We start from the raw sequence: 23,994 nt of genomic DNA, 5'->3' as shown, positions 1-23,994 counted from the left end.
GCGATTGATGAGCACAGTAGAGGTAAAAGTACCGAATATCGGCGACTTCAAGGAAGTCGAAGTGATCGAACTGATGGTCAAGGTCGGCGACACCATCAAGGTGGACCAGTCCCTGATCACGGTCGAATCGGACAAGGCCAGCATGGAGATTCCGTCGACCCACGCGGGCGTCGTCAAGGAAGTCAAAGTCAAGGTCGGCGACAAGATCGCCGAAGGCAGCGCGCTGCTGGTGGTGGAAGCGCTTGACGGCGCTGCTGCTCCCGCAGCCGCACCGGCGGCCGCTGCTGCGCCTGCGGCGGCACCGGCTCCTGCAGCGGCGGCACCAGCTGCAGCCGTTGCCGCCATCCCGGCCGGCAATTACAGCGGCCAGGTCGACATCGACGTCGACATGATGGTGCTGGGCGGCGGTCCTGGCGGCTATTCGGCGGCGTTCCGCGCGGCCGACCTGGGCATGTCGACGGTTATCGTCGAGCGTTACGCGACACTGGGCGGCGTGTGCCTGAACGTGGGCTGCATTCCGTCGAAGGCGCTGCTGCACGTCGCCTCCGTCATCGACGAAACAGCGCACATGTCCAACACGGGCGTGACGTTTGCCAAGCCGACCATCGACATCGACCAGGTACGCAAGTACAAGGAAGGCGTCATCTCGAACATGACGGGCGGCCTGGCCGGCATGGCCAAGGCGCGCAAGACGCAAGTCGTCACGGGCGTGGGCCAGTTCCTCTCCGCGAACCACATCGAAGTGACGGCAGGCGACGGCTCGAAAAAAGTCGTGCAGTTCAAGCAAGCCATCATCGCGGCCGGTTCGTCCGTGGTGAAGCTGCCATTCGTGCCGGAAGACCCGCGCATCGTCGATTCGACGGGTGCGCTGGAATTGCGCCAGATCCCGAAACGCATGCTGGTCATCGGCGGCGGCATCATCGGCCTGGAAATGGCCACCGTCTATTCCACGTTCGGTGCGCGCATCGACGTGGTCGAAATGATGGATGGCCTGATGCAGGGCGCGGACCGCGACGCCGTCAAGGTGTGGCAGAAGTTCAACGAGAAGCGCTTCGACAACATCATGACCAAGACCAAGACGGTGGCCGTCGAGGCTCTGCCGGAAGGCATCAAGGTCACGTTTGAAGCTGCCGAAGCAGGTGCCACGGCACCGGCGCCACAGATCTACGATCTGGTATTGGTGGCCGTGGGCCGCAGCCCGAACGGCAAGAAGCTGGCCGCCGACAAGGCTGGCGTGCAAGTGACGGACCGCGGTTTCATCAACGTCGACAGCCAGATGCGCACCAACGTGCCAAACATCTTCGCCATCGGCGATCTGGTGGGCCAGCCGATGCTGGCGCACAAGGCCGTGCATGAAGCCCACGTGGCTGCGGAAGCGGCTTCCGGCCAGAAGTCGCACTTCGACGTCAAGGTGATCCCATCGGTCGCCTACACGGATCCGGAAGTGGCATGGGCCGGCATCACGGAAGACGAAGCAAAAGCCAAGGGCATCAAGGTCGAGAAGGGCCACTTCCCTTGGGCCGCTTCGGGCCGCGCCGTGGCCAATGGCCGCGCCGAAGGCTTCACCAAGTTGCTGTTCGATGCGGAAACGCACCGCATCATCGGCGGCACCATCGTCGGCACGCATGCGGGCGACATGATTGGTGAAATCGCGCTGGCCATCGAAATGGGCTGCGACGGCACCGACATCGGCAAGACCATCCATCCGCATCCAACCCTGGGCGAATCGATCGGTATGGCCGCCGAAGTGTACGAAGGCGTGTGCACGGACTTGCCTCCACCGCGCAAGCGCTGATGTTGTAGCGCTGTGTCGTAACACTAAAAACCCCGTAAGCGATTGTGGGGTTTTTTACTATCCAACGATTGCCGGCACGCACGCGGGCGACAGGTGAACGATGAAGCGGCGAAATCGCGCTGGCCATCGAAATGGGCTGCGACGGCACCGACATCGGCAAGACCATGCACCCGCACCCGACCCTGGGCGAGTCGATCGGCAGGTTTGCAAAAGCGCGCCGAATTAGGCGTGTGCACGGACTTGCCGCCGCCGCGCAAACGTTGATGGTTTAGCCGCCAGTAGGCACACTCAAAAACCCGCAAGCGATATTGCGGGTTTTTTTTTATCCCTTGATCTGGGCAGCGTAAACCGCAGATGGCTTGTGGCAGATCCATCCCATGTGAACATTGGTGAGTATTGCCGTGTGGAAAAAGTGGCAGAATGGAGGTCTGTCACCATGTTCTGCTTCAATAGAAGCGTGTGATTTTTCCAGGAATGTTGCCAGCGTGGGGTTCGGTCAAATTCCGCTGTACTGAAAGAGTTTTGCAACGATGAAAAAATTTACCGCCCTTCATATTGCCGATGTCCGTTTGCGCCGGGCCGATGAGCAAGAGCAAGCCGTGATGCTGCATGCCTTGTACCAGGACGTGGCCGCTATCCTGGCGGCGGGCAAGAAGATCGATGCGATTTTCTTTACGGGCCAGCTGGTGGCGCTCGACGCCTGTGCCGGCACGACGCCCGTGTATGTCTACGAATACTTCCTGCGCCCCCTGCTGCAGGCGGCCAGCTTGCCTGGCGCGCGCTTCTACCTGGTGCCGGGCAGCCGCGCGCAGGGTGTCGCGGCTGCGGCGCTGGGCAATGCCGGTTTCAGCTTTTTCTCCGCCGACGAGCACGCCAGTGCCGAGCAGCGCGCGCACTACAAGAATATCCACGCCGTGTTTCATGGCCACCAGCATACGGGCGACGCCAGTTCGCTGATGAAGTCGCTGGGCATCCTGTTCAAGAGCAATCCGGGCAGCCTGTACAGTGCGCAAGGCCAGATGGCGGCGTTTGCCGTGCTCGAGTTCGGTACAGGCGAGGCCGCGGCCGATGGCGGCGCGGCAGGCACGCAGTGGACGGTGTCCCTGCGCGAGTTCGATGACGTGAGCAAGCACTTCGCCCTGTCGGTGCTGTACACGCCGAATGGTCAGGAAACGGGGCAGGTGGATGCCGAGTATGTATTTGCCACCTTGCTGCCGCAGCTGGCAGTCGAGCGCGATTATCTCGACGGCTTGCTGGGCAAGGCGGGCGCGCAGCAGCGCGAAAACGCAGGCGTGGCTGCCGATGCGCGCGAATTCCTGATCGAGCTGGCGTTCGTGATGTTCGAAGCCAAGACCGTCTTCCTCAGCGAGGCGGAACTGGAGCGCTTTGCCAGCGACTATTGTGGCGTGAAGGGCTGGAGCATGGCGGCCGGCGACTGGCTGGCGCCCTTGTATGCGCAGGGCTTGCTGCTGCGCGATGATGGCCAGGTGGCGTTTTCCTTCGATTACTTCCGCACGTATTTCCTGGCGCAGCGCTTTGAAACCTCGTTCGACCTGATGCGCTATGGCCCGGACCGCTACGATGGAAGTGAGTCTTCACTCAGTGTTGATGGCGCGTCAGCGGCCCAGCCTTTCCTGCGCGCGCTGGGCTTGAGCGAGGAGCACGCCGCAGCGGCGGTGCCGGAGGGTTGCAGCCGTCCTGGCTGATTTCCCCGGCCAACCGTTCCGCGTCAGGCCGCCAGCGGCTGGCGCAGGGTGCCGTGCAGGAACAGGTCGAGACTGAAAGCCACCTTGGCGCGCAATTGCGCCACATCCGGTTGCGCCTGTGGCGGAAACAGCAGGCGCGACATCTGGTCGCCCAGCAGGCAATTGAGCAGGTGCAGCGCCAGCATGGACGGTGTCAATTCCGCGCGAAACAGGGGCGCGATATCGGGGCGGCTGAAAAACCTCGTCAGCATCTCGCGCGTCTGCCCCGGTCCCACCTTGTAAAACGTTTCCGCCAGTTCCGGATGCGTGGCCGCTTCGGCCACCACCATGCGATTGAGGCGAATCGCCGCCGGCATGGTGACGAGCTGCACGAACAGCAGGCCGAACTCGCCCAGAATGGTGGGCAGGGGCCGCATATCCGTTTCCAGCGCCGGCATGGTCGAGAAGTAGGCGGCGCGGCGCAATTCCACCACGGCATTGAACAAGCCCGACTTGCCGCCAAACTTCACATAAATCGTGCGCACGGCCACATGGGCTTCGCGGGCGATCATTTCCAGGCTCACCTTTCCATACCCCTTTTCCAGAAACAGGCAACCGGCCGTGTGCAGCAGGTTTTCCATGCGCGCTTCCATGTCGGCCGCGCGCGGCCGGCCGGCTGGCTTGCCGCAGCAGGAAAGTTCCTGGGCGTCGCCGGATTCTGTATCGGTAGGCAAGGTATCGCTGAGGCCGGGATCGGGCATGGTCAGGGTCTCTTTATAAGTGGGAAGGTAAGTGATGGCTCACACTGTAGTGCAAATTAAAATGAAATGCAATCGTTTCATTTCTTGACTTTGGCTTTTCTTTGCCCAATAATGAACATATATCATTTCATTTCCGGAGCAAGTATGTCCAACCAGCCAGGCCAAGCAGAGCACAAGGTGCTGAGTGCCGTCCCACCCGCGGCCCCTGCCGCACCTTCCGCGCCCGCCGCTTCGGCCAGCTCCGCACCACCTAACAATCGCGTGAAAATCATCGCCGGCCTGATCGTCCTGGTCGCCCTGGGCGCCGGCGCGCGCATGTGGTACCGCAGCCATTATTTCGTGGAAACGGAAAACGCCTACGTGGCCGGCCACGTGCATCCCGTCTCGGCACGCATTTCCGGCGTCGTCACCAAGGTCTTCATCGACGACAATCAAATGGTGAAAGAGGGCGACGTCATCGCCGAACTCGACCCATTCGACCAGCGCGTGAAAACCGAGCAAATTGCCGCGCAGATCGCCAGCGCCGAGCAGCAAGTGCTGCAAGCGGACGCGCAGATCGCGCAAGTGCAGGCGCAAGCGAGCGGCGCCCAGGCGCAAGTGGCGCAAGCCGATGCACAATTGCTGCGCGCAAAACAGGATGCGGAGCGTTATGGCCAGCTGTACACGAGCCAGATGAAAGCCGTGTCGAAAGCGGAACTCGACGCGGCCAATGCGGCCCGCTCGAGCGCCGTGGCCGACCTGGCCGCCCGCCGCGACAGCGCCTCGGCCGCCAAGGCGCAGATCGGCGCGGCGCAAGCTGCGCGCGACGTGGCCAAGGCACAAGTGGCTGTATTGCGCGTGCAATTGAAGGACGCGGAACAGCAGCTGCAATACAACCGCATCCTGGCCCCTGTCGCCGGCCGCATCGGCAAGCGCAACGTGGAAACGGGCATGCGCGTGCAGCCTGGCCAGCAATTGACGGCCATCGTGCAGGACAACGTCTGGGTCACCGCCAACTTCAAGGAAACCCAATTGGCCGACCTGCACCGCGGCCAGAGCGTGCACGTGACCATCGACGCCATGCCGGGCAAGAAACTGGTGGGTACCGTGGACAGCTTCGCGCCTGCCTCGGGCGCGCAATTCGCCCTGCTGCCGGCCGATAACGCCACCGGCAACTTCACCAAGATCGTCCAGCGCGTGCCCGTGAAAATCGTCTTCCAGCCGGAAGACGTCAAGGCCATGAATGGCCGCCTGGTGCCGGGCATGTCGGTGATCGCCGAAGTGGAAGTGAATCAGCCCAATGCGGCCCAGGACAAAGCCGAGGCCCCGCGCCACGCCGCCGCGCCAGCTGCTCCCGTCGCCCAGACCACCACGCGCTAAGCTTCCATGAGCAGCCCTTCCACCACGCTGGCGAAGCCGCCCGCGTTTCCCGTGCTCGACGAGAAAGTCTCCGGGCGCACCTGGCTGGCGGTCGCCGCCGGCATGCTGGGCGCCTTCATGGCGGTGCTCGACATCCAGATCACGAACTCCTCGCTCAAGGATATCCTTGGCTCGCTGTCGGCCACCCAGGAAGAGGGTTCGTGGATTTCCACGGCCTACCTGGTGGCGGAAATCATCGTCATTCCCCTCACCGCGCTGCTGGCGCGCGTGTTTGGTCTGCGCACCTACATGATCGGCACCACCGCTTTCTTCCTGCTGTTCTCCACCCTGTGCGGGGCGGCCTGGAACCTGGAAAGCATGATCGTCTTCCGCATGCTGCAGGGCTTCACGGGCGGCGCGCTGATCCCGATGGCGTTCACCCTGGTGATGCTCAAGCTGCCGCCATCGAAGCGCGCCGTCGGCATGGCCATCTTCGGCTTGACGGCCACCCTGGCGCCGGCCATGGGTCCGACCCTGGGCGGCTACCTCTCCGAGCTGTATGGCTGGCCATCGATCTTCTACATCAACTGGGTGCCGGGCGTGCTGCTGATCGTCGGCATGATCTATGGCCTGGACAAGGAGCCGCTGCAGCTCAAATTGTTCTGGAAAGCCGACTGGCTGGGCATCTTCTTCATGGCCCTGGGCCTCGGCTGCCTGACCATCTTCCTGGAAGAGGGCAATTCGAAGGACTGGTTCGACTCGGGCTTCATCATCACCTTTGCCGCGCTGGCCCTGACGGGCATCCTGGGCTGGGTCGTCACCAGCGCCACGCGCGCCGAACCGTTCGTCAACCTGGGCCTGTACGGCCAGCGCAATTTTTTAGTGGCCACCGTGCTGTCGGCCGTGACGGGCATGGGCCTGTATGGCTCGGCCTTCTTGCTGCCCCTGTTCCTGGGCCAGATCGCCGGCTACTCGCCGATGCAGATCGGTGAAGTCATCATGTGGGTGGGCCTGCCGCAGCTGTTCATCATGCCGTTCGTCGCCAAGCTGTCGTCGACGGTGGACAACCGCATCCTGTGTTCGATCGGCCTGCTGCTGTTTGGCGGCTCGTGCATGATGAATGCCTATATGGACGCTTCCACCGGCTACGACCAGCTGCTGTGGTCGCAGGTGGTGCGCGCACTGGGCCAGCCCTTTGTCATGCTGACCCTGTCGAACTTCGCCATGAAGGGCATCGCACCGAAAGACATGGCGTCCGCTTCGAGCCTGTTCAACATGACGCGCAACCTCGGTGGCTCGATCGGCATCGCCCTGCTGGCCACGGCCCTGAGCACGCGCGAGCATTTCCATTCGCAGCGCCTGGGCGAAGCGATCAATGCCTATTCCAGCGCCACGCAGCTGCGCATCGACCAGCTGACGTCGTCGTTCATGGCCAAGGGCTATGACGCCGTCACGGCCGGCAACCAGGCCTTGCAGGCGATCGACGGCATCGTGCGCCGCGAAGCGTATGTGATGGCCTATAACGATGGCTTCTTCCTGATCGGCGCCATCCTGCTGGCCTGCATCGTGCCCCTGTGGCTGGCCGACAAACTCAAAGCCCCCGGTGGCGGTGGCGGCGGTCATTGACCGCACACAGTCCGCACGTGCAGCACCTCAAGAACAAGAAGGTATACATCATGCAAACAGTATTGACGAAAATCGCGCTGGCCGCTTCCCTTGCCGTGGCGCTCTCCGCCTGCGGCACCGTGGGCCAGGATTTCACCGCCCCGGCGAATGTGGCCGGTGCCGACACCTTCCGCCACGGCGCATCCGCGGCGGACGCCGCCCAGCTGCCCAAGGAGTGGTGGAGCATCTACGGCGACGCCACCCTGAATCGCCTGGAACAGAGCGCGCTGCAGGACAACCCCGGCGTGAAGGCGGCCGGCGAGCGCTTGCTGCAGGCGCTGGCGCAAAGCGGCACGGCGCGCGCCAACCAGGGCCCGAGCGTCAACGTCAGCACGGGCATCTCGAACTCGCGCACCTCGGCCAACACTTCGCAGGGCCTGGCCCTGGGCAACCGCTCCATCAGCGGCAATAACTTCTCCGTGGGGGGCTCACTGTCGTATGAAGTCGACTTGCTGGGCCGTGTAAAACGCATGGTCGAAGCGGCCGATTCGCAAGCCTTGGCGGCGCAGGCCGACCGCGACGGCGTGCTGTTGATGCTGTCGTCGCAAGTGGCCAGCAATTACTGGCAACTGCGCGGCCTCGATGCGGAAATGGCGATCCTGAATGGCGCTTTGGACACGCGCCGCGAGTCGGCCCAGCTGGTCGAGGCGCGCTTCAACGCGGGCTTGACGAATGAGCTGGACCTGGCGCGCGCGAAAGTCGAACTGTCGAACGCACAGGCCGACCTGCATGAAGTCAAGCGCCAGCGCAACCAGCTGGAAAACAGCCTGGCCACCCTGACGGGCAAGCCTCCATCGGCGCTGCAATTGCCGGTGGCGGCCGATCCATCGGCCCTGCCGCTGCCGCCAGGTATCCCTGTCGGCCTGCCGGCCAGCCTGCTGGCGCACCGTCCGGACCTGGTCTCCAGCGTGGCGGGCCTGCGCGCGGCGAATGCGCAAGTGGGCGTGGCCGAAGGCGCGTTTTATCCGACGCTGCAACTGACGGGCAATTTCGGCTACGCCTCGGAAAAGCTGCGCGACTTGGCGCAGGGCGGCTCGCGCCAGTTCAGCTTTGGTCCGCTGGCCCTGTCCTTGCCGATCTTCGACGGCGGCCGCAACCAGGCCAATCTTGACCTGTCCAAGGCACGCTATGCGGAAGCCGTGGCGAACCATGAAACGAAGCTCTTGACGGCCTTGCGCGAAGTGGAAGATGCGCTGTCCGACGTGGAGCAGCGCCAGTTGCAGGGCGACGCGCAAGCTTTGTCGCAAGCAGCGGCGGCGCGCGCCTACCTGGTGGCGCGCACGCGCTACGAGCGCGGCATCTCGACCTACCTCGACGTGACGGATGCGCAGCGCAGCTCACTGGCCGCGGACCGCGCCGCCGCGCAGATCAAGACGCAGCGCTTGCTGGCGACGGTCGCCGTGGCGCGCTCTTTGGGGGCAGGTTGGCAGCCGGATGGCGAGCTGGCCAAGCTGGCATCCGCGCCAGCCGCGAAGGTGAACTAGGCACGACGATTACGTGAGCGTGGCCGGTGGCGGTGTCGCCGCCGGCCCGTAGCGTTCCAGCAGAAAATCGATGAAGGTCGTCAGCTTGGGCGTGGGCTGGCGGTCGCGCGGATACAGCACATGCATCAGGCGCGGCGCCGGCACGTGGTCGGCCAGCAGCGGTACCAGCCGTCCCGCCGCGATATCGTCGGCCAGTAAAATCTCCGCCTGCATGACGATGCCGAAGCCATGCAGGGCTGCCATGCGCAGCGCCTGCCCATTGTTCGAGCGAAAGCGGCTTTCTACCGCAGCGCCATCGTGGCGCGCTTCCTTGCCGCTCAAACGCCAGCGCATGTGGCGCGACCATTGCATGAAATCCACGCATTCGTGCCGCGCCAGATCGTCCGGCGTGCGCGGCGTACCGTGCTTTGCCAGGTAGGCGGGCGAAGCGCAGATCACCATCGCATACGGTCGCAAGGGCCGCGCCACCATGCCGGAATCTTCCAGCTTGCCGATGCGGATGGCCGCATCGAATCCTTCCTCCACCAGATCCACCATCCTGTCATTCAAATTGAGTTCCAGGCTCACGTCCGGATAGGCCGTCAGATAGTCGGCCATCAGCGGCGCGATGCATTCGCTGCCGAAGGACACGGGCGCCGTGATCTTCAGCTTGCCGCGCGGCGTGGCGCGCATGGCTTCCGCACCCGTTTCGGCCGCCGCGATCTGCGCCAGGATCTGGCGGCACTGTTCCACATACTGCTGGCCGATTTCCGTCAGGCTTTGCCGCCGCGTCGTGCGCGCCAGTAAGCGCGCACCCAGCCGCTCTTCCAGCTGTTTGATGTGCTTGCCCACCATCACGGGCGAGATGCGGAAGGTGTCGGCGGCGGCCGTGAAACTGCCCTGGTCGACGATGGATACAAAGATTTCCATGCTGCGCAATTTATCCATGGCGCCTTGATTGCAAACTATGAGTTGGTAATCTTGTAAATTTTAACGCATTTATTCCTTTTTGGAAGCGGCGCATACTGGCTGCATCGTTCAACCCACACAAGGAAGCAGCATGAAAATCGTCATCATTGGCGCCAGCGGCACCATCGGCAAGGCCGTTACCGCACAACTGGCGCAACGCCATGAAATCATTGAAGTGGGTAGCCGCACCGGCACGCACCAGGCCGACATGGGCGACATCGCGCAGGTGCGCGCCCTGTTCAAGCGCATCGGCAAGGTCGACGCCGTCGTCGTCACGGCCGGCAAACTGCATTTCGGCCCCCTGGCCGATTTCACGCCCGAGCAGTTCCAGCTGGGCCTGGACAGCAAACTGATGGGCCAGGTCAACGTGGCGCTGGTGGCGCAGGAATACCTGAACGACGGCGGCTCGATCACCCTCACCAGCGGCATCGTGGCCGAGCAGCCGATCCGCTTCGGCGCGGCCGCCAGCATGACGAATGCGGCCGTGGAAGGTTTTGTCAGGGGCGCCGCCATCGAACTGGCGCGCGGCGTGCGCATCAATGTCGTCAGCCCGACGGTGCTGGCCGAATCGCTGGAAGCATATGGTCCGTTCTTCTATGGCTTCGAGCCGGCCGCCGCCAGCAGAGTGGCGCTGGCCTACAGCCGCAGCGTGGAAGGGGCGCAGACGGGGCAGGTGTACAAGGTCTGGTAAGCCGCTTGCCATGCCATGGGGGCAGGTGGGACAATCGCAGGCTGAACAAGGAAGCGGACGCGCAGTAACAGCGCGGGGCGCTTTCTTGCTGTGAACCATACACCGAGGCCCCATGAAAAACATCCTGATTCCCCTGCTGATGGCCGCCGCCGTCGGCAGCGCTTGCGCCGCAACGCCAGCCGCCCCCGCTACGGCGCAACAATTGACCAGCATGAGCGCCCGCTATGCGCCCGTCGCGCTGACTGCCGATGTCACGCACCTGTCCGCAGGCGACCGCCAGGCCATCGCCAAGCTGGTTGAGGCGGCCAAGCTGGTCGACGTGCTGCAATTGCGCCAACGCTGGTCCGGCAACGAAGCGCTGTGGGCCGCATTGAAGAAAGACAAATCAAAGCTGGGCCAGGCCCGTTTGAACTATTTCTGGATCAACAAGGGGCCATGGTCGGTACTCGACGCGCACGCCTCGTTCATGCCGGCCAGCTATGCGGGCATCGCCATTCCCGCGCACAAGCCGGAAGCGGGCAATTTCTATCCGCAGGGCGCCACCAAGGCCAGCCTGGAAACGTGGATGAATGGCTTGCCGGCGGACGACAAGCAGCAGGCGCAATGGTTCTTCACGACGATTCGCGCGGGCAAGGATGGCAAGTACCAGACCGTCAAGTACTCGGATGAGTACAAGGTGGAGCTGAAACAGCTGGCCAGGCTGCTCGACGAGGCGGCCGCCGCCACGGACAATGCATCCCTGAAGAAATTTCTGACCCTGCGCGCCAAGGCTTTCCTCGACAATGACTACCTGCCGTCCGACTTCGCCTGGATGGACCTCGATTCGCCCGTCGACATCACCATCGGCCCGTATGAAACGTATAACGACGAGCTGTTCGGCTACAAGGCCGCCTTCGAAGCGTACGTGAACATCCGCGACCAGGCGGAAACGCAAAAGCTGAACTTCTTCGCCAAGCACATGCAGGAACTGGAAGACAACCTGCCGCTCGACGCCCAGTACCGCAACCCGAAAGTGGGCGCGCTGGCGCCGATGGTGGTGGTCAACCAGGTGTATGGCGCCGGCGATGGCAACATGGCCGTGCAGACGGCTGCCTACAACCTGCCGAACGACGAGCGCATCATCAGCGCGCGCGGCTCCAAGCGCGTCATGTTGAAAAACGTGCAGGAAGCCAAGTTCAAGGCTACCCTGACGCCGATCTCGAAACTGGTGCTCACGCCCGAAGCGCAGCAGGACGTCGACTTCAATTCCTTCTTCACGCACATCCTCGCGCATGAAATCATGCACGGCCTGGGCCCGCATGCGACTGTTGTCGACGGCAAGCCTTCGACGCCGCGCCAGGACTTGAAGGAAGCCTATTCGACCATCGAGGAAGCCAAGGCCGATATCACGGGTCTGTTCGCGCTGCGCTACATGATGGACAAGGGGCAACTGAACGACACCCTGGGCCAGGGCGACGCGGCCGAGCGCAAGCTGTACAACACTTTCCTCGCCTCCGGTTTCCGCACCCTGCATTTCGGCTTGACGGATTCGCACGCGCGCGGCATGGCCATCCAGATGAATTACATCCTCGACAAGGGCGGCTTTGTGTCCTTGGGCGATGGCAAGTTCGGCGTTGATTTTGGCAAGATCAAGCAGGCCGTGATCGACCTGGACCGTGAATTTCTGACTATTGAGGCGACGGGCGACTATGCGCGCGCGAAAGACCTGATGACCAAATACGTGGTGATCCGCCCTGAGGTGCAAGTGGCGCTCGACAAGATGAAGGCCGTACCGAACGATATCCGCCCGGAATTCGTCACGGCCCGCGCGCTGGACCAGGCGGCGAAGAAATAAGCTGACCTTGATTATTATCAGTGTGAAAAGCCGGCGCATTCTGCGTCGGTTTTTTTTCGTCTTTATTTATGAAAAGTTGCCAGTTTTTCCTTGTGGAAATATTTTCACCGCTTACTCTGCAGTTGTAAATCTTCCTTTCTTCCCGTCGATCCCATGTTGAAACTGTTTTCGCTGTTGAGTGTGTCCCTTGCCTTGCCCGCCGTGGCCGCCGCCCAAATCACTGATCTGGAAACCCGCTGGCTGCAGGCGGGAAAACCCGTCATCGAGTACGCACGCACGCAGGGCTTGCCCATCGATATCATCGTGCAGCCGCAGGATGCGCCCGGCGCCGTGCCGCTGGCGCTGGGCTACGAAGCTGGGCGCTGCAAGCTGGTGCTGTCCTTGCGCGGCAATGCGCAGGCGGACAGTATCTTGCAGGGCGTGCCACCCACGCGCCACGGCCTGATGATGGAAGCGATGACGGCGCATGAGATCGGCCACTGCCGGCGCTATGCGCAGGGCGACTGGCATGCCTTGCCACGCGGCTTTGTCGAGCCGCGCAGCATGCAGCGAGGCAAGTTGACCCCGCTGGCGCAGGAGTTGCGCGAGACGCGCCGTGAAGAGGGCTATGCGGACCTGGTGGCCCTGGCCTGGATGCATGGACGCCATCCCGGGCAGTACCAGGATGTGCTCGCCTGGATGCGCGGCGTGCGTGCGGCTGGTGAAGTCGCAAGCGGCGGCGCAGGCAGTTCGCACGCCACGCAAGCATGGCTGGCGCTGGCCGATGGCGCCGGTGTATTTGATGAGTCCGCTTCAATATTTGAACAGGCGCAAGTATTGTGGCGGAAGGGCTTGAGCGGCGACAAATAAACGCTGATTTTTATGTGAATGGACTGTCAGCGTGTGCTGTCGCACGGAGCTTTGTGCGCGGCAGGGGTCTAATCTGGGCATCAACTAACCAGAGAGGAACCATCATGAACAAAATGATCGCACTCATGCTGGCCGCCAGTGCCAGTGCCCTGCTTGCCGCCACGCCCGCGTATGCGCAGGATGCCTCGTACAAGAGTTTGACGGACAAGGCATCGGCCGACTACAAGCAGGCCAAGGCCGCCTGCGACAGCCACAGCGGCAACGCGAAAAAAGTCTGCGTGGAAGAAGCCAAGGTGGCGCGCGCCAAGGCCGATTCGGACGCCGTGGCGCAATACCGCAACACGCCGCGCGAACTGGGCAAGGCCCGCAAGGATGTCGCCAATGCCGAGTATGACCTGGCCAAGGCCAAGTGCGGCGACCGCACGGGCGCCGACAAAACCACGTGCATGAATGATGCCAAGGCGGCGAAAACGGCCGCGCTGGCTGACGCCAACACGGGCGCCAGGGATGGCACCAACGTGGCGCAAAATCCGCCCGCCACGACGAAGGAAAACTGCGACGCCATGGATGCGACGGCCAAGGCCGCTTGCGTGACGCGCAACGCGGCCGGCAGCACCAAGACGGCCGTGGCCGACTCCGTCATCACGACGAAAATCAAGGCTGACCTCGTCAAGGACAACGACTTGAAAGCGCTCGACGTACACGTGGAAACGGTCAACGGCGTCGTCATGCTCAGCGGCTTCGTGCCTTCCCAAGCGCAAGTGAAAAAAGCCGCCGACCTGGCCCGTGGCGTGGAAGGCGTGACGGATGTGAAGAATGGCTTGAAGGTGAAATAAGCGCATTCTGCACCGGCGCTCAAGCCAGGACTGGAGCCGTACGCAGCAATACGGCTCCAGTTTTTTTGATTGTATAAATTACGATCATAATATAACATGAGGAAAATCCTGTCGGCTGATGCTGACCGGTATTCACTTTTTCTCATGAGGACTGCATGCTTTCCTATCCCTTTTCGCAATGGCTGGCGCGGCGCGGCGTGCACTTTGCCTGGGTCATCGTCGCCATCACCTTCCTCACGGCATTAACCTCGTCCGCCGCGCTGGGCTTGCCAGGCGCACTGATGCAGCCCCTGAGCCGCGAATTCGGCTGGGATGCCGAGCAGATTTCCTCGGCCCTGGCCGTGCGCTTCGTGCTGTTTGGCCTGATGGGGCCGTTCGCCGCCATCCTGATGGAACGCTTTGGCTTGCGCAATGTCATCTGCGTGGCGCTGGGCCTGATCGCCGCCGGCATGCTGCTGGCCACGCGCATGACGCAGTTCTGGCACCTGGTGGCCCTGTGGGGCATCCTGCTGGGGCTGGGCTCTGGCATGACGGCGCTGGTCTTGAGCGCCGTGGTGGCGAACCGCTGGTTCGAGACGCACCGGGGCCTGGTGGTAGGAGTGCTGACGGCCAGCTCTGCCACGGGCCAGCTGCTGTTCCTGCCCGTGGGCGCCTGGCTGATCGAGCACTACGGCTGGCGCACGGCCGTCATGCCCGTGTTCATCGCCTGTGCCGTCGTCGCCGTGCTGGCTTTCCTGTGCATGCGCAACCGTCCGCAGGACGTGGCTTTGCGTCCCTACGGCGCCGACCCGGCCACGCCGCTGATGGTGGCGCCGGCAGCGAAGATGACGTTTGTCACGCCGTTCCTGATTCTGCGCAGCGTGGCGTCCAATCGTACCTTCTGGATACTCTTCGGCACCTTCTTCATCTGCGGCCTCAGCACCAACGGACTGATCCAGACCCACTTCATTTCCCTGTGCGGCGACTCGGGCCTGTCCGCCGTACCGGCCGCTTCCGTGCTGGCCATGATGGGCGCGTTCGACCTGTTCGGCACGATCTTGTCCGGCTGGTTGTCGGACCGCTATGACAACCGCAAACTGCTGTTCTGGTATTACGGTTTGCGCGGCTTATCATTGTTCTGGCTGCCGTATTCGGAATTCACCCTGTACGGCCTGTCGCTGTTCGCCATGTTCTACGGCCTGGACTGGATCGCCACCGTGCCGCCCACCGTGAAACTGGTGGGCGCCACGTTCGGGCGGGAGCGGGCGGGCATGGTCTTCGGCTGGATCTTCGCTGGCCACCAACTGGGCGCCGCCGTGGCCGCGTATGGGGCGGGCCGCATCCGCACCCTGATGCTGACCTACAACCCGGCCCTGTTTGCGGCCGGCGCCGCCTGCCTCGTGGCCGCGCTGATGGTGCTGGCGATCCAGCGCCAGAAGGCGGCCGTGGCCACCGCTCAGCCTGCATGAAAAAAGCCAGGCCCGCATGAGCGTAGCCTGGCTTTTCAAGAAGCGTGTAGCGCGATTATTTCAAATACTTTGCCAGCCATCCTTCGACTTCGCTATAGAAGAAGCGGCTGTTCTCGCCCTTCAATATCCAGTGGTTTTCGTCCGGGAAGACCAGCAGTTTCGCCGGCACGTTCAGGCGCTGTTGCACGGCAAAGTTCATCAGCGCATTGTTGGCCGGCACGCGGTAATCGAGCTCGCCCACGGTGATCAGGATCGGTGTCGTGAAACCCGTGCCTTTTTCGTGATTACCCGCTTGCATGATGGGGCTTTGGTCGCGCCACACGGGCAGGTTCGACCAGACGGGGCCGCCTGCATTCGTTTCACGGCCGAAGCCGCCATCGCTGGTGCCCCATTGCATGATCAAGTCCATTTCGCCCGCGTGCGAGACGATGGCCTTGTAGCGCGTGGTGGTTGCTTGCAGCCAGTTGGCCAGGTGGCCGCCATAGCTGGCGCCGCCGGCGGCCAGTTTCGTGCTGTCGATAAATGGGTATTTCTTGATGGCTTCATCGACACCCTGGTTGACTTCATCGCCCGGACCTTTCAAGGGGTCGAACTGAATCGAGCGCGAGAATTCCTCGCCATAGCCTGTGGAACCCTTGTAGTCGGTCAGCAGCACGACATAGCCTGGCTTGGCCAGCAAGTGATAGTTCCAGCGCAGCACGAACTGGTCGCGCCACATGCTGGCCGCGCCGCCGTGGATGACGGTAAACAGCGGGTATTTCTTGTTCGGATCAAAATTGGCCGGCTTGACAAGCATATTGTGGATCTGGCGGCCATCGGCCGTCGTGAACCAGAAATGCTCGGGTGCCTGCCAGTCGATCTTGCTGGCTTTCTCCGTGTTGAAGGCCGTCAAGCGCTTTGGCTGCTTGCCGTTGAAGGCATAGATTTCCGGCGGGTTGATGGACGACTCCCACACACCGACCAGGGCCTTGCCGCCGCTGCTCAGCGAGTTGATGGTACCCGTCGGCAAGGATGGCTCCTCGCGCACGTCGCCACCCCTGGCGTCGATCGAGTACAGTTTTTCCAGGCCCGCATGTTCATAGCTGAACAGGACGCGCTTGCCGCCTTCGGGCAGCACGAAGCGGGAAATTGAACGGTCCAGCTTGGCTGTCAAAATCGTTGGCGCCGGGTTGCTCATCGGCCAGGCAAAGCTGGCCAGGCGTTTCACGTCATACACTTTGCCTGGCGTTTCCGCGTCGCTCAAGGCGAACAGGGTCTTGCCGTCGGCCGCGAATTTCAGGCTGCCATAGCTGTACTTATCCTGCGTCAAACGCTGCGCTTCGCCGCCCGCCACGGGTAGCAGATACAGTTGCGAGACGACGGCCTCGCGCTGCGCCGCGTCGCGGTTGGTGGCCGCGTTGAAGACGACAGCCTTGCCGTCCGGCGTCCAGACGGCGTCCAGCGATTGTCCTTCGTCGCCCTGGCCGCCGCCAAAGCCCGGCAGGGTGACCAGTTGCGTGCCCGACAGGATGTCGCGCGCTGTGTTCTCACCCTTGGCGTCCGCTTGCGCATCGACGACGAACAGCCGCACCTGCTTGTCGGTCAGCCATTTGTCGAAATAGCGGGGCGCCGTCGTTTCATACGAGCGGGCGCTGTATTTACGGTCCTTGCGCTCTTTCGCGCTTTGCTTGACGTCGGCTTCCGTCTTGTTGCCTGGATAGATATCGCTGATGAACAGCAATTGCTTGCCGTCCGGGCTCCATTTCGGCATGCGCGCGCCCATGGTCAAGCTCGTCAACCGTTGGGCTTCGCCGCCGGCGGCCACGTCGAGGCGGTAAATCTGGCCCGCTTCATCGCCGTCGCGCTTGGCGACGAAGACGAGCTGGCGGCTGTCCGGCGACCAGGCCACGGCGCTTTCGCCGCTTTTGGAATAGGTCAGGCGGCGCGCGGGGCTGTCGTCAAGCAGTGACTTGATCCACAGGTCCGACCATTGCTCCTTGCTATCGTAGGCGCTGTCGACCACGGAAAACACGGCCCACTTTCCATCCGGGCTGGCGACGGGCGCGCCCACACGTTTCATCAGCCACACATCTTCATGCGTGATGGCGTGTCTGGCTTGCATTTGCGTGGCGGCAACTGGGGTGGTGGCGTTGGTATCGGCGGCATGGGCAAGCGAGGCGCAGGCCGCTGCGATCAGCAGCGAGCCGAGGGAACGGCGAAGACGGGGTGAGGTCATGGGCGTAGTCCGGAGTAGTGAAAAAAGTACAGCGGGCAACATTATTGCCCATGCTTTCCCGCACTGCCAAGGCTGGGTACCGTTACTTACCAGGCGGGAGTGTCACGTATCGGGCGGGCGCGCCATGGCTGATCAGTTAAACTTGTTCTTTTACTGACGCTACCTTTGGCCGGCCATGAAAATTAGTCTACCCTTATTGAAAACGATATTGCTGGGCGCGAGCTGCCTGCTGGCGGCCCCGGTTTTTGCCGCTGCCGTCGCACCGTACCCGAATACCAGCGCCATGGGCGTCGGTCACGCGGAAAGCACGGCCTGGTATGCGGGCTGCCTGAAGGTCAAGGATGCGGCGCCGCCGCCCGCCGACCTGCCGGCGCCATCGGCCGTGGCGTCCCTGCAGCAATGCCAGGCTACCGACCTGTACTACGATACCAAGAGTATGTCCGCGCCCAAGCCGGCCGACTGGCGTCCCGCGCGCCATTGCGCCATGGCCACGCAAAACAGCGCCGTCCTGATGATGCTGTACCAGAATGGACAGGGCGTGCAAAAAGACCCGTTGCTGGCGCTAAAGTATGCGTGCAGCATCGACGCGGCGCCGGCCGAGATGCGGGGCCGTATCGAGCACTTGCAGAAGATCAATGCCAGCGGTCGCGGCATGATCGATTTGTGCGACGACATCACCAGCGGCTACATGATGGGCGTGTGCAGCGCCATCGATGCGCGCCAGAAACAAAGAGTGCGCGGGCAGGCGACAGGTAAAGTCAGCGAGAGCATGCCTGCCGCGGCGCAAGCGTCGCTGCAAAAATTGCAGGCGGCGGCCAGCAAGTTTGCCGATGCGCGCGCGGCCAATGAAACGGACTTGAGCGGCACTGCGCGCGCCGCCCTGAGCATCGCCGCCCGCACGGCCGAGCTTGATCTGCTGGCGCATGATCTGCGCGAGTACGAAGCGGGCAAGCTGCCGGCCAGCATGACAAAGGAACAGGCGGCGGCGCTCGACAAGGAACTCAACGCCATCTACGGCAAGCTCATGAAAAAGCCGGCGCAAACCCATGCGGGCGCCGTGGGCAAGGATGGCATCCGCGCCACCCAGCGCCTGTGGCTGGCGTATCGCGATGCCTGGATGAACTTTGGCGCCGTGCGCTATCCGTCCGTGACGAGCGAAACCTGGGCCGGCCGGCTAACGTCGCGGCGCAATGTGCAACTGCAAGACTTGCTGGAGAACTAAAACATGCGGGAAGCGTACTACCACGAAGACGATTTTTGCATGATCGAACTGCTGCCGCTCGATAACTTGCAGCACTGTCTGACGCAGATGGGCGAGCAAGAGGCGTTTGTCGATGCGCACCGCAGCGGCGCCGGCTGGACGCAGATGTACGTGCCCGAGGCGCCGCCGTCGCAGATGGGCGCGCTGGGCCTCACGGCGGACCAGGTGCGGCTGGCGCTGGCGGACGCCTTGCCGCCGTATGACGCCGTCTACACGGGCTACAGCAGTTACCGCGTGGAATGCAAGAACGTGCTGGCCTTTGGCGGCGAGAACACGGAAACCCTGTTTGCCGGCCTGGACGACAAGGGCATCGTGTGCGACCTGTGGTGCAGCGACGCCATGCCCGAGCTGTTGCTGTTGCCCTTGAAAGAGCAGTTGCTGCTGGCCGACTGGGGCGCGGGGTTTGCGTGCCCGCTGTCCGATGGCGACTTGTTTGCCCGTTATTTAGAGGAATACGAACTCGACTAGGGTTTATTCGCAGGCGATGGCGTTCGGCTGCGCCACTTTCACCACCGACGCCAGGCGCGCCATGTCGTTGCCGTCGCCTTGCTCCACATACGGTTGATAGCTGTCGATGACGATGCGCGCACGCGCCTGCCAGCCGCAATTGTCGGCCTGGCGCGCGGGCACGCGCAGCAGCCGGCGCGCTTCGCCATCGTTACTGAAACAAAACCACACAGCGTGCGTGGCGGCAGGGCGCGGCAAACGGCCCCACTGCGCCTTGTCGGGCGCGAAGCAGACGCGGTTGCCGATGATTTCCAGGCTCATCTCGTCCGTGCGCGCGCTGTACTGGCCGTCGAGCACGATCGGCGTTTGCGTTTGAGCATGGGCGGACACGGACAGGCAGGCGGTGGCAAGCAACAGGATGGCGGCAAGTTTCATGCGTTTCTTTCAGGGCTGGCAAGACGAAGAGCCAGTATAACCGTGAGGGCCGGAAACGAAAAAAGCCCATCCGTGAGGATGGGCTTTTTAGTACTGCGCATTCGTGGTAGGCCGTGCGGGATTCGAACCTGCGACCAACGGATTAAAAGTCCGCTGCTCTACCAGCTGAGCTAACGACCCGAAAGAGGCCGCATTATATATCAGTTGAAAAAGAATGCAAAGCATTCCTGCGAGAAAGTACTGGCCAGCTAGGGCAGGGCTGCCGTGAGCTTCAGCACTTCGTCGATGCTGCTCGTGCCATCGATGATTTTACGGGCGCCGGCGATGCGCAGCGGCGTCATGCCGTCGAGGATGCTCTGGCGGCGCAGGGCGTGCAGGTCGGCACCGGCCTTGACCAGCTGGCCGAACGCTTCCGTCACGCTCAGCAGTTCATAAATGCCGGCGCGCCCCAGGTAGCCGCTGTGCCGGCACAGGGCGCAGCCGACGGGGCGGTACGCGGCGGCCGGCCGTGCCAGCTGGCCGCCCGTCAGGCACTGCCAGGCGTCGGCGCCGGGGGCGTCGTCCAGCTGTTTGCAGGCCGCGCACAGGCAGCGCAGCAAGCGCTGCGCCAGCACGCCGATCAGGCACGCTTCCAGCAGATAGGTGGGCACACCCAGTTCCAGCAGGCGCATCACGGCGGACGGGGCGTCGTTGGTGTGCAGGGTCGACAGCACCAAATGGCCCGTCAGCGCCGCCTGGATGGCCATCTCGGCCGTGGCCAGGTCGCGGATCTCGCCCACCATGATGATGTCGGGATCTTGCCGCATCAGCGCCCGCACGCCATCGGCAAACGACAGTTCGATGCCGGCCTGGGTTTGCACCTGCATCTGGTTGAAAGCCGGCTCGACCATTTCGATGGGGTCTTCCACCGTGCACACATTGACTTCGCTGCCGGCCAGTGCCTTCAAGGTGCTGTACAGGGTGCTGGTCTTGCCCGAGCCGGTGGGACCCGTGACGAGCACGATGCCGTGCGTGCGCGCCGTCAGCTGGCGCCAGCGTTCGGCGTCCGCGGGCGGAAAGCCCAGCTCGGCAAGGCTCTTGACGGCCACTTCCGGGTCGAAGATGCGCATGACGAGTTTTTCGCCGAAGGCCGTGGGCAAGGTCGACAGGCGCAGCTCGACTTCCTGGCCTTGCGCATTGCGCGTCTTGATGCGGCCATCCTGCGGGCGGCGCTTTTCCACCACGTCCATGCGTCCGAGCAACTTGATGCGCGCCGTCATGGCCAGCAGTACCACGGGCGGCAGCTGGTAGGCCTGGTGCAGGCGGCCGTCGATGCGCAGGCGCACGAGGCCCGCGTCGCGCTTCGGTTCCAGATGGATGTCGGACGCGCGCTGGGCAAACGCGTATTGCCACAGCCAGTCGACGATGCGCACGACGTGCTGGTCGTTGGCGTCGACGCTGGTCTTGTTGCGCCCCAGCTCCACCAGTTGTTCGACATTCTGGCGCAGCGCCAGGTCTTGCGTAGACGCTTGCCGGGCCACCTTGACGGAGCTGGCCAGGCTGAAAAATTGCGTGATGGCGTCGGCGATGTGCAGCGGATTGGCGATGACCAGGCTGAGTTTGCGCGGCGCCAGGTTGCCCAGCTGCGTCTGCCAGGCGAGCGCATATGGCTGGGCCGTGGCGATGACGATGCGCTCAAGCGTGCTTTCCACGGGCAGGATGTTGAAGCGGGCCGCATAGCCGGCCGTCATCACGTCGGCCACCTGGCTGAAATCGATGTGCAGGGGATCGATGCGCACATACGGCAGGCTGGAGCGTTGCGCCAGCCAGGCGCACAGGGTGTCGAGCGTCAGTGCGCCGTGGGCGATGTTGCACAGCGGATGCAAGGCAGGCGCGGGCAGCAGGGCGGCCTGGGCGTCGATGGCGGCCGCCTGCGCCGCATCGAGCAAGCCGTCTTCCTGCAGCCAGGCCAGCAGTTGCGGCAGTTGCAGCGGCGTGTCGGAGGGAGGAGGGGAAGCGGGCATGGCCGGCGCCTTTCCGGGCTGCCGGCCATGCGTGGACAGGCCGGCGGTTACAGGGTGCTGACGATGCCCTTGACCCAGGACTTGGCGGGCAGCTTGGTCTCGGCGACGATCTGTTTGGCGCGCTCGAGCAGGGCGGCTTGCGCCTCGGCATCGAGTGCCACTTTCGTCTTGAACGCGATCGCCACCACGTTCCCATCATGGACTTCCGGCAGGCAGATCACCTGTTCAAACGCAAACTTCATCGCCTTGATGTTCTTTGCATAGCTGGGGTGGTCGCCAAACAGGTTGACCGTCATGATGCCGTGCGGCGCCAGGCAGGCGCAGCAGGCGGTATAGAAATCGGCGCTGTCGAGCACGGGACCGCGCGCCGTGGCGTCGTACAGGTCCACCTGCAGGGCGTCCAGGGTGCCGTGGTTGGCGTCATCGTTGACGTAATCGAGCGCATCCATCTCGCGCACATGCAGGCGCTCGTCGTTGGGCGGCAGCTTGAACATCGATGCGCAGATGGTGATGACGGACGGGTTCAATTCGATGGCCTCGACCTGCGCCTGCGGAAACTGGCGGTAGCAGAACTTGGTCAGCGCGGCCGTGCCCAGGCCCAGCTGGGCGAGGCGCTGCGGCTGCTCGATCCACAGCATCCACGCCATCATCTGTTGCGCGTATTCAAGTTCCGGCCAGTCCGGCTTGCGGATGCGCATGGCGCCCTGTACCCATTCCGTGCCGAAATGCAGATAGCGCACGCCATCCATTTCAGACAGGGTGACAGGAGCATAGCGGGGCTTGCGCGCCGGGCGCGAGGATTCGACTTGTTCGATGGATTTTCGTTTGATAAGCATAAGGCGGCCTGAAAGTGTGCCGCATTATAGCCCGTGCCGGGGCGCCATAAAAAATGCCAGCCACTGGGGCTGGCATGGTACGGGCCGGTTGCTGCGCTTATTGCTGAGCGGGTTCAATCGAGACGCGCAGACGGATGCGTTCGCCCGGATCGTAGGACATGATGCTCGTGTAGTTGCGGCCGCGGTAGTCGTACGTGACCTGGTAGCCATTGTTGCGCGACTCCCAGTGGTCGACCTGGCGGCATTGCTTGACGGCTTGTTCCTGCATGCCGCCCTGGTAATTGTTCTGGTTGTCGACACGGTCGCCGACGACGGCGCCGGCAATCGCGCCAGCGGCCGCGGCGGCCGTACGGCCATTGCCGCCACCGACCTGGCTACCGAGCAGGGCGCCGGCGATACCGCCGACGATGGAGCCGCCAGCGCTGCGCTGCTGCGGCGGTGCCTGGACTTGCACGTATTCCGTGCGGCATTCCTGGCGTGGACGGTTGATCTGTTCCACTTGCGGCACGACGCGCACGACCTTGCCGAAATCTTCAAAGTCGGCGGCCTGGGCGAGTGGCAATGCACCGATACAAAGGGCTGACATCATCAATTTGGCTTGCAAGTTCATTTGTAACCTCGTTATCTAGAGAATCTTTCAGGGTATTTTTTACAACTTGGGACTATAGTAATCCCGCCAGACCAAGGCAAGTGTTTCGCATGGCAACAAAATGTAACAGCCCAAGCCCCTTGCCCCACAGTCTGTAACATGCACTTTCAATCGATACAAGATGTTGAAGTGACTTGAAACCAGCGGTTTGTAACAAATCTTGCGTTTGACATCATATTCGGGTTGATTCATGCAGGACAACACGTTACCCTAATACGCGTATGGCTTATATAAAATCGCACTGAATCGCATAAAAGTTGATACAGATCGAATCACCGCGTGCGCATTGACCCGCGTGCGGGGATGCAATAAGAAGAGCAGCTAGAACAATCCATACATAACAGGTCGATTTGAGGGAAAAATGAGTTTGTTACTAACCGTGCCGCCCAACCTTGTCCAGTCCATCCGTGCCTTTCGCGTGACCGAATTACAAGACGAGGCGATCCGTCTCGGGCAGCACTTTTTATATGCGCATTGCAACGCTGGACAGACCAAACAACAAGTCATCGGCATTATTGCAGAAGCATTCCTGTTTCCGAAAAACCTGGCGAAGAATTTCGATGCCCTGCGCCTGTGCCTTACGGACACCATGTTCAAGGCCGGCACGCAGACGGGTTTCCTGGTGGTGCTTGAGCAATTGCCAAATACGCAAAAATTCGACAAGGAAGCGCGCGAGATCCTGCTCGACGTGTTCCGCGACGCGGCCGACTACTGGGCCGAGAAGAAAGTCCCGTTCCGCGTCTTCTATTCGTTCGAGTAAACACTTACTCACGTTGTGATAGCGTAAAATCAGCCTTTTTCCGGCTTGGCAGGC

General features: G+C 62.6%; 20 protein-coding genes and 1 tRNA gene. 13 read left to right on the top strand and 8 right to left on the bottom strand.

The window, feature by feature from the left end:
* The first annotated feature begins 7 nt into the window (after positions 1–7).
* Together lpdA and FG13_RS13465 are read left to right on the top strand one after the other, a co-directional pair.
* A complete protein-coding gene (gene lpdA / locus FG13_RS13470; RefSeq protein WP_035821594.1) occupies positions 8–1,795 on the top strand; it encodes a dihydrolipoyl dehydrogenase in 1,788 nt (595 codons plus the stop codon).
* 530 nt (positions 1,796–2,325) lie between these two features.
* Positions 2,326–3,501 carry an STAND family AAA ATPase gene (locus FG13_RS13465; protein WP_035821591.1) on the top strand — a complete coding sequence of 392 codons (1,176 nt, stop codon included), beginning with the start codon at positions 2,326–2,328 and terminating at the stop codon, positions 3,499–3,501.
* A gap of 23 nt (positions 3,502–3,524) precedes the next feature.
* Here FG13_RS13465 and FG13_RS13460 read toward each other — a convergent pair whose 3' ends face one another.
* Positions 3,525–4,241: a TetR/AcrR family transcriptional regulator gene (locus tag FG13_RS13460; protein WP_035821589.1), complete on the bottom strand. Its 717-nt coding sequence runs from the start codon at positions 4,239–4,241 to the stop codon at positions 3,525–3,527.
* Positions 4,242–4,385: 144 nt separating this feature from the next.
* On the opposite strand from FG13_RS13460, the gene FG13_RS13455 reads away from it, so the two are divergent.
* The 3 genes from FG13_RS13455 to FG13_RS13445 are packed head-to-tail and all read left to right on the top strand — an operon-like array spanning position 4,386 to position 8,728.
* On the top strand, positions 4,386–5,600 hold the full coding sequence (locus tag FG13_RS13455) for an HlyD family secretion protein (protein WP_035821587.1): 1,215 nt from the start codon (positions 4,386–4,388) through the stop codon (positions 5,598–5,600).
* Positions 5,601–5,606: 6 nt separating this feature from the next.
* The gene (locus tag FG13_RS13450; protein ID WP_035821585.1) at positions 5,607–7,205 is read left to right on the top strand and encodes a DHA2 family efflux MFS transporter permease subunit; all 1,599 of its coding nucleotides are present in this window, start codon (positions 5,607–5,609) and stop codon (positions 7,203–7,205) included.
* A gap of 50 nt (positions 7,206–7,255) precedes the next feature.
* Positions 7,256–8,728: an efflux transporter outer membrane subunit gene (locus FG13_RS13445; RefSeq protein ID WP_035828064.1), complete on the top strand. Its 1,473-nt coding sequence runs from the start codon at positions 7,256–7,258 to the stop codon at positions 8,726–8,728.
* Between the two features lie 9 nt (positions 8,729–8,737).
* Here FG13_RS13445 and FG13_RS13440 read toward each other — a convergent pair whose 3' ends face one another.
* The gene (locus FG13_RS13440) at positions 8,738–9,655 is read right to left on the bottom strand and encodes a LysR family transcriptional regulator (RefSeq protein WP_035821584.1); all 918 of its coding nucleotides are present in this window, start codon (positions 9,653–9,655) and stop codon (positions 8,738–8,740) included.
* A gap of 112 nt (positions 9,656–9,767) precedes the next feature.
* On the opposite strand from FG13_RS13440, the gene FG13_RS13435 reads away from it, so the two are divergent.
* From FG13_RS13435 to FG13_RS13415, 5 genes are all read left to right on the top strand, one after another.
* Positions 9,768–10,367 (top strand): short chain dehydrogenase, encoded by a 600-nt coding sequence (locus tag FG13_RS13435; protein WP_035821582.1) that lies wholly within the window; start codon positions 9,768–9,770, stop codon positions 10,365–10,367.
* 112 nt (positions 10,368–10,479) lie between these two features.
* Positions 10,480–12,201 carry a dipeptidyl-peptidase 3 family protein gene (locus FG13_RS13430; protein ID WP_035821580.1) on the top strand — a complete coding sequence of 574 codons (1,722 nt, stop codon included), beginning with the start codon at positions 10,480–10,482 and terminating at the stop codon, positions 12,199–12,201.
* Between the two features lie 153 nt (positions 12,202–12,354).
* Positions 12,355–13,050: a hypothetical protein gene (locus FG13_RS13425; protein ID WP_035821577.1), complete on the top strand. Its 696-nt coding sequence runs from the start codon at positions 12,355–12,357 to the stop codon at positions 13,048–13,050.
* A 104-nt stretch (positions 13,051–13,154) separates the two neighbouring features.
* Positions 13,155–13,886, top strand: a complete 732-nt coding sequence (locus tag FG13_RS13420) for a BON domain-containing protein (protein WP_035821574.1) — start codon at positions 13,155–13,157, stop codon at positions 13,884–13,886.
* 155 nt (positions 13,887–14,041) lie between these two features.
* Entirely contained in the window at positions 14,042–15,334 is a 1,293-nt protein-coding gene (locus tag FG13_RS13415; RefSeq protein ID WP_035821571.1) for an MFS transporter, read from the top strand.
* A 55-nt stretch (positions 15,335–15,389) separates the two neighbouring features.
* On the opposite strand, the gene FG13_RS13410 is transcribed toward FG13_RS13415, so the two are convergent.
* The gene (locus FG13_RS13410) at positions 15,390–17,549 is read right to left on the bottom strand and encodes a dipeptidyl-peptidase 5 (RefSeq protein ID WP_035821568.1); all 2,160 of its coding nucleotides are present in this window, start codon (positions 17,547–17,549) and stop codon (positions 15,390–15,392) included.
* 175 nt (positions 17,550–17,724) lie between these two features.
* On the opposite strand from FG13_RS13410, the gene FG13_RS30690 reads away from it, so the two are divergent.
* Together FG13_RS30690 and FG13_RS13400 are read left to right on the top strand one after the other, a co-directional pair.
* Positions 17,725–18,771 carry a lysozyme inhibitor LprI family protein gene (locus FG13_RS30690; protein ID WP_081922567.1) on the top strand — a complete coding sequence of 349 codons (1,047 nt, stop codon included), beginning with the start codon at positions 17,725–17,727 and terminating at the stop codon, positions 18,769–18,771.
* Positions 18,772–18,774: 3 nt separating this feature from the next.
* Positions 18,775–19,278, top strand: a complete 504-nt coding sequence (locus tag FG13_RS13400) for a hypothetical protein (protein WP_035821566.1) — start codon at positions 18,775–18,777, stop codon at positions 19,276–19,278.
* 3 nt (positions 19,279–19,281) lie between these two features.
* On the opposite strand, the gene FG13_RS13395 is transcribed toward FG13_RS13400, so the two are convergent.
* From FG13_RS13395 to FG13_RS13375, 5 genes are all read right to left on the bottom strand, one after another.
* On the bottom strand, positions 19,282–19,692 hold the full coding sequence (locus tag FG13_RS13395) for a hypothetical protein (protein ID WP_035821563.1): 411 nt from the start codon (positions 19,690–19,692) through the stop codon (positions 19,282–19,284).
* 104 nt (positions 19,693–19,796) lie between these two features.
* Positions 19,797–19,872: transfer RNA gene (locus tag FG13_RS13390), tRNA-Lys, on the bottom strand.
* A gap of 68 nt (positions 19,873–19,940) precedes the next feature.
* Positions 19,941–21,695 (bottom strand): GspE/PulE family protein, encoded by a 1,755-nt coding sequence (locus FG13_RS13385; RefSeq protein WP_035821560.1) that lies wholly within the window; start codon positions 21,693–21,695, stop codon positions 19,941–19,943.
* A 47-nt stretch (positions 21,696–21,742) separates the two neighbouring features.
* Entirely contained in the window at positions 21,743–22,531 is a 789-nt protein-coding gene (locus FG13_RS13380; protein WP_035821557.1) for a spermidine synthase, read from the bottom strand.
* A gap of 97 nt (positions 22,532–22,628) precedes the next feature.
* Entirely contained in the window at positions 22,629–23,141 is a 513-nt protein-coding gene (locus tag FG13_RS13375) for a glycine zipper 2TM domain-containing protein (RefSeq protein ID WP_034785134.1), read from the bottom strand.
* A 400-nt stretch (positions 23,142–23,541) separates the two neighbouring features.
* Between FG13_RS13375 and FG13_RS13370 the strand changes: the two genes are divergently transcribed.
* Positions 23,542–23,940, top strand: a complete 399-nt coding sequence (locus FG13_RS13370) for a barstar family protein (RefSeq protein ID WP_034747450.1) — start codon at positions 23,542–23,544, stop codon at positions 23,938–23,940.
* Positions 23,941–23,994 lie beyond the last annotated feature (54 nt).

It is taken from the genome of Janthinobacterium sp. RA13 (assembly GCF_000745325.1).
GTDB classification, from domain to species: Bacteria; Pseudomonadota; Gammaproteobacteria; order Burkholderiales; family Burkholderiaceae_D; genus Janthinobacterium; species Janthinobacterium rivuli.
Note: the sequence above shows the minus strand (reverse complement) of the source record. Positions and strands in the feature narration are given on the sequence as shown.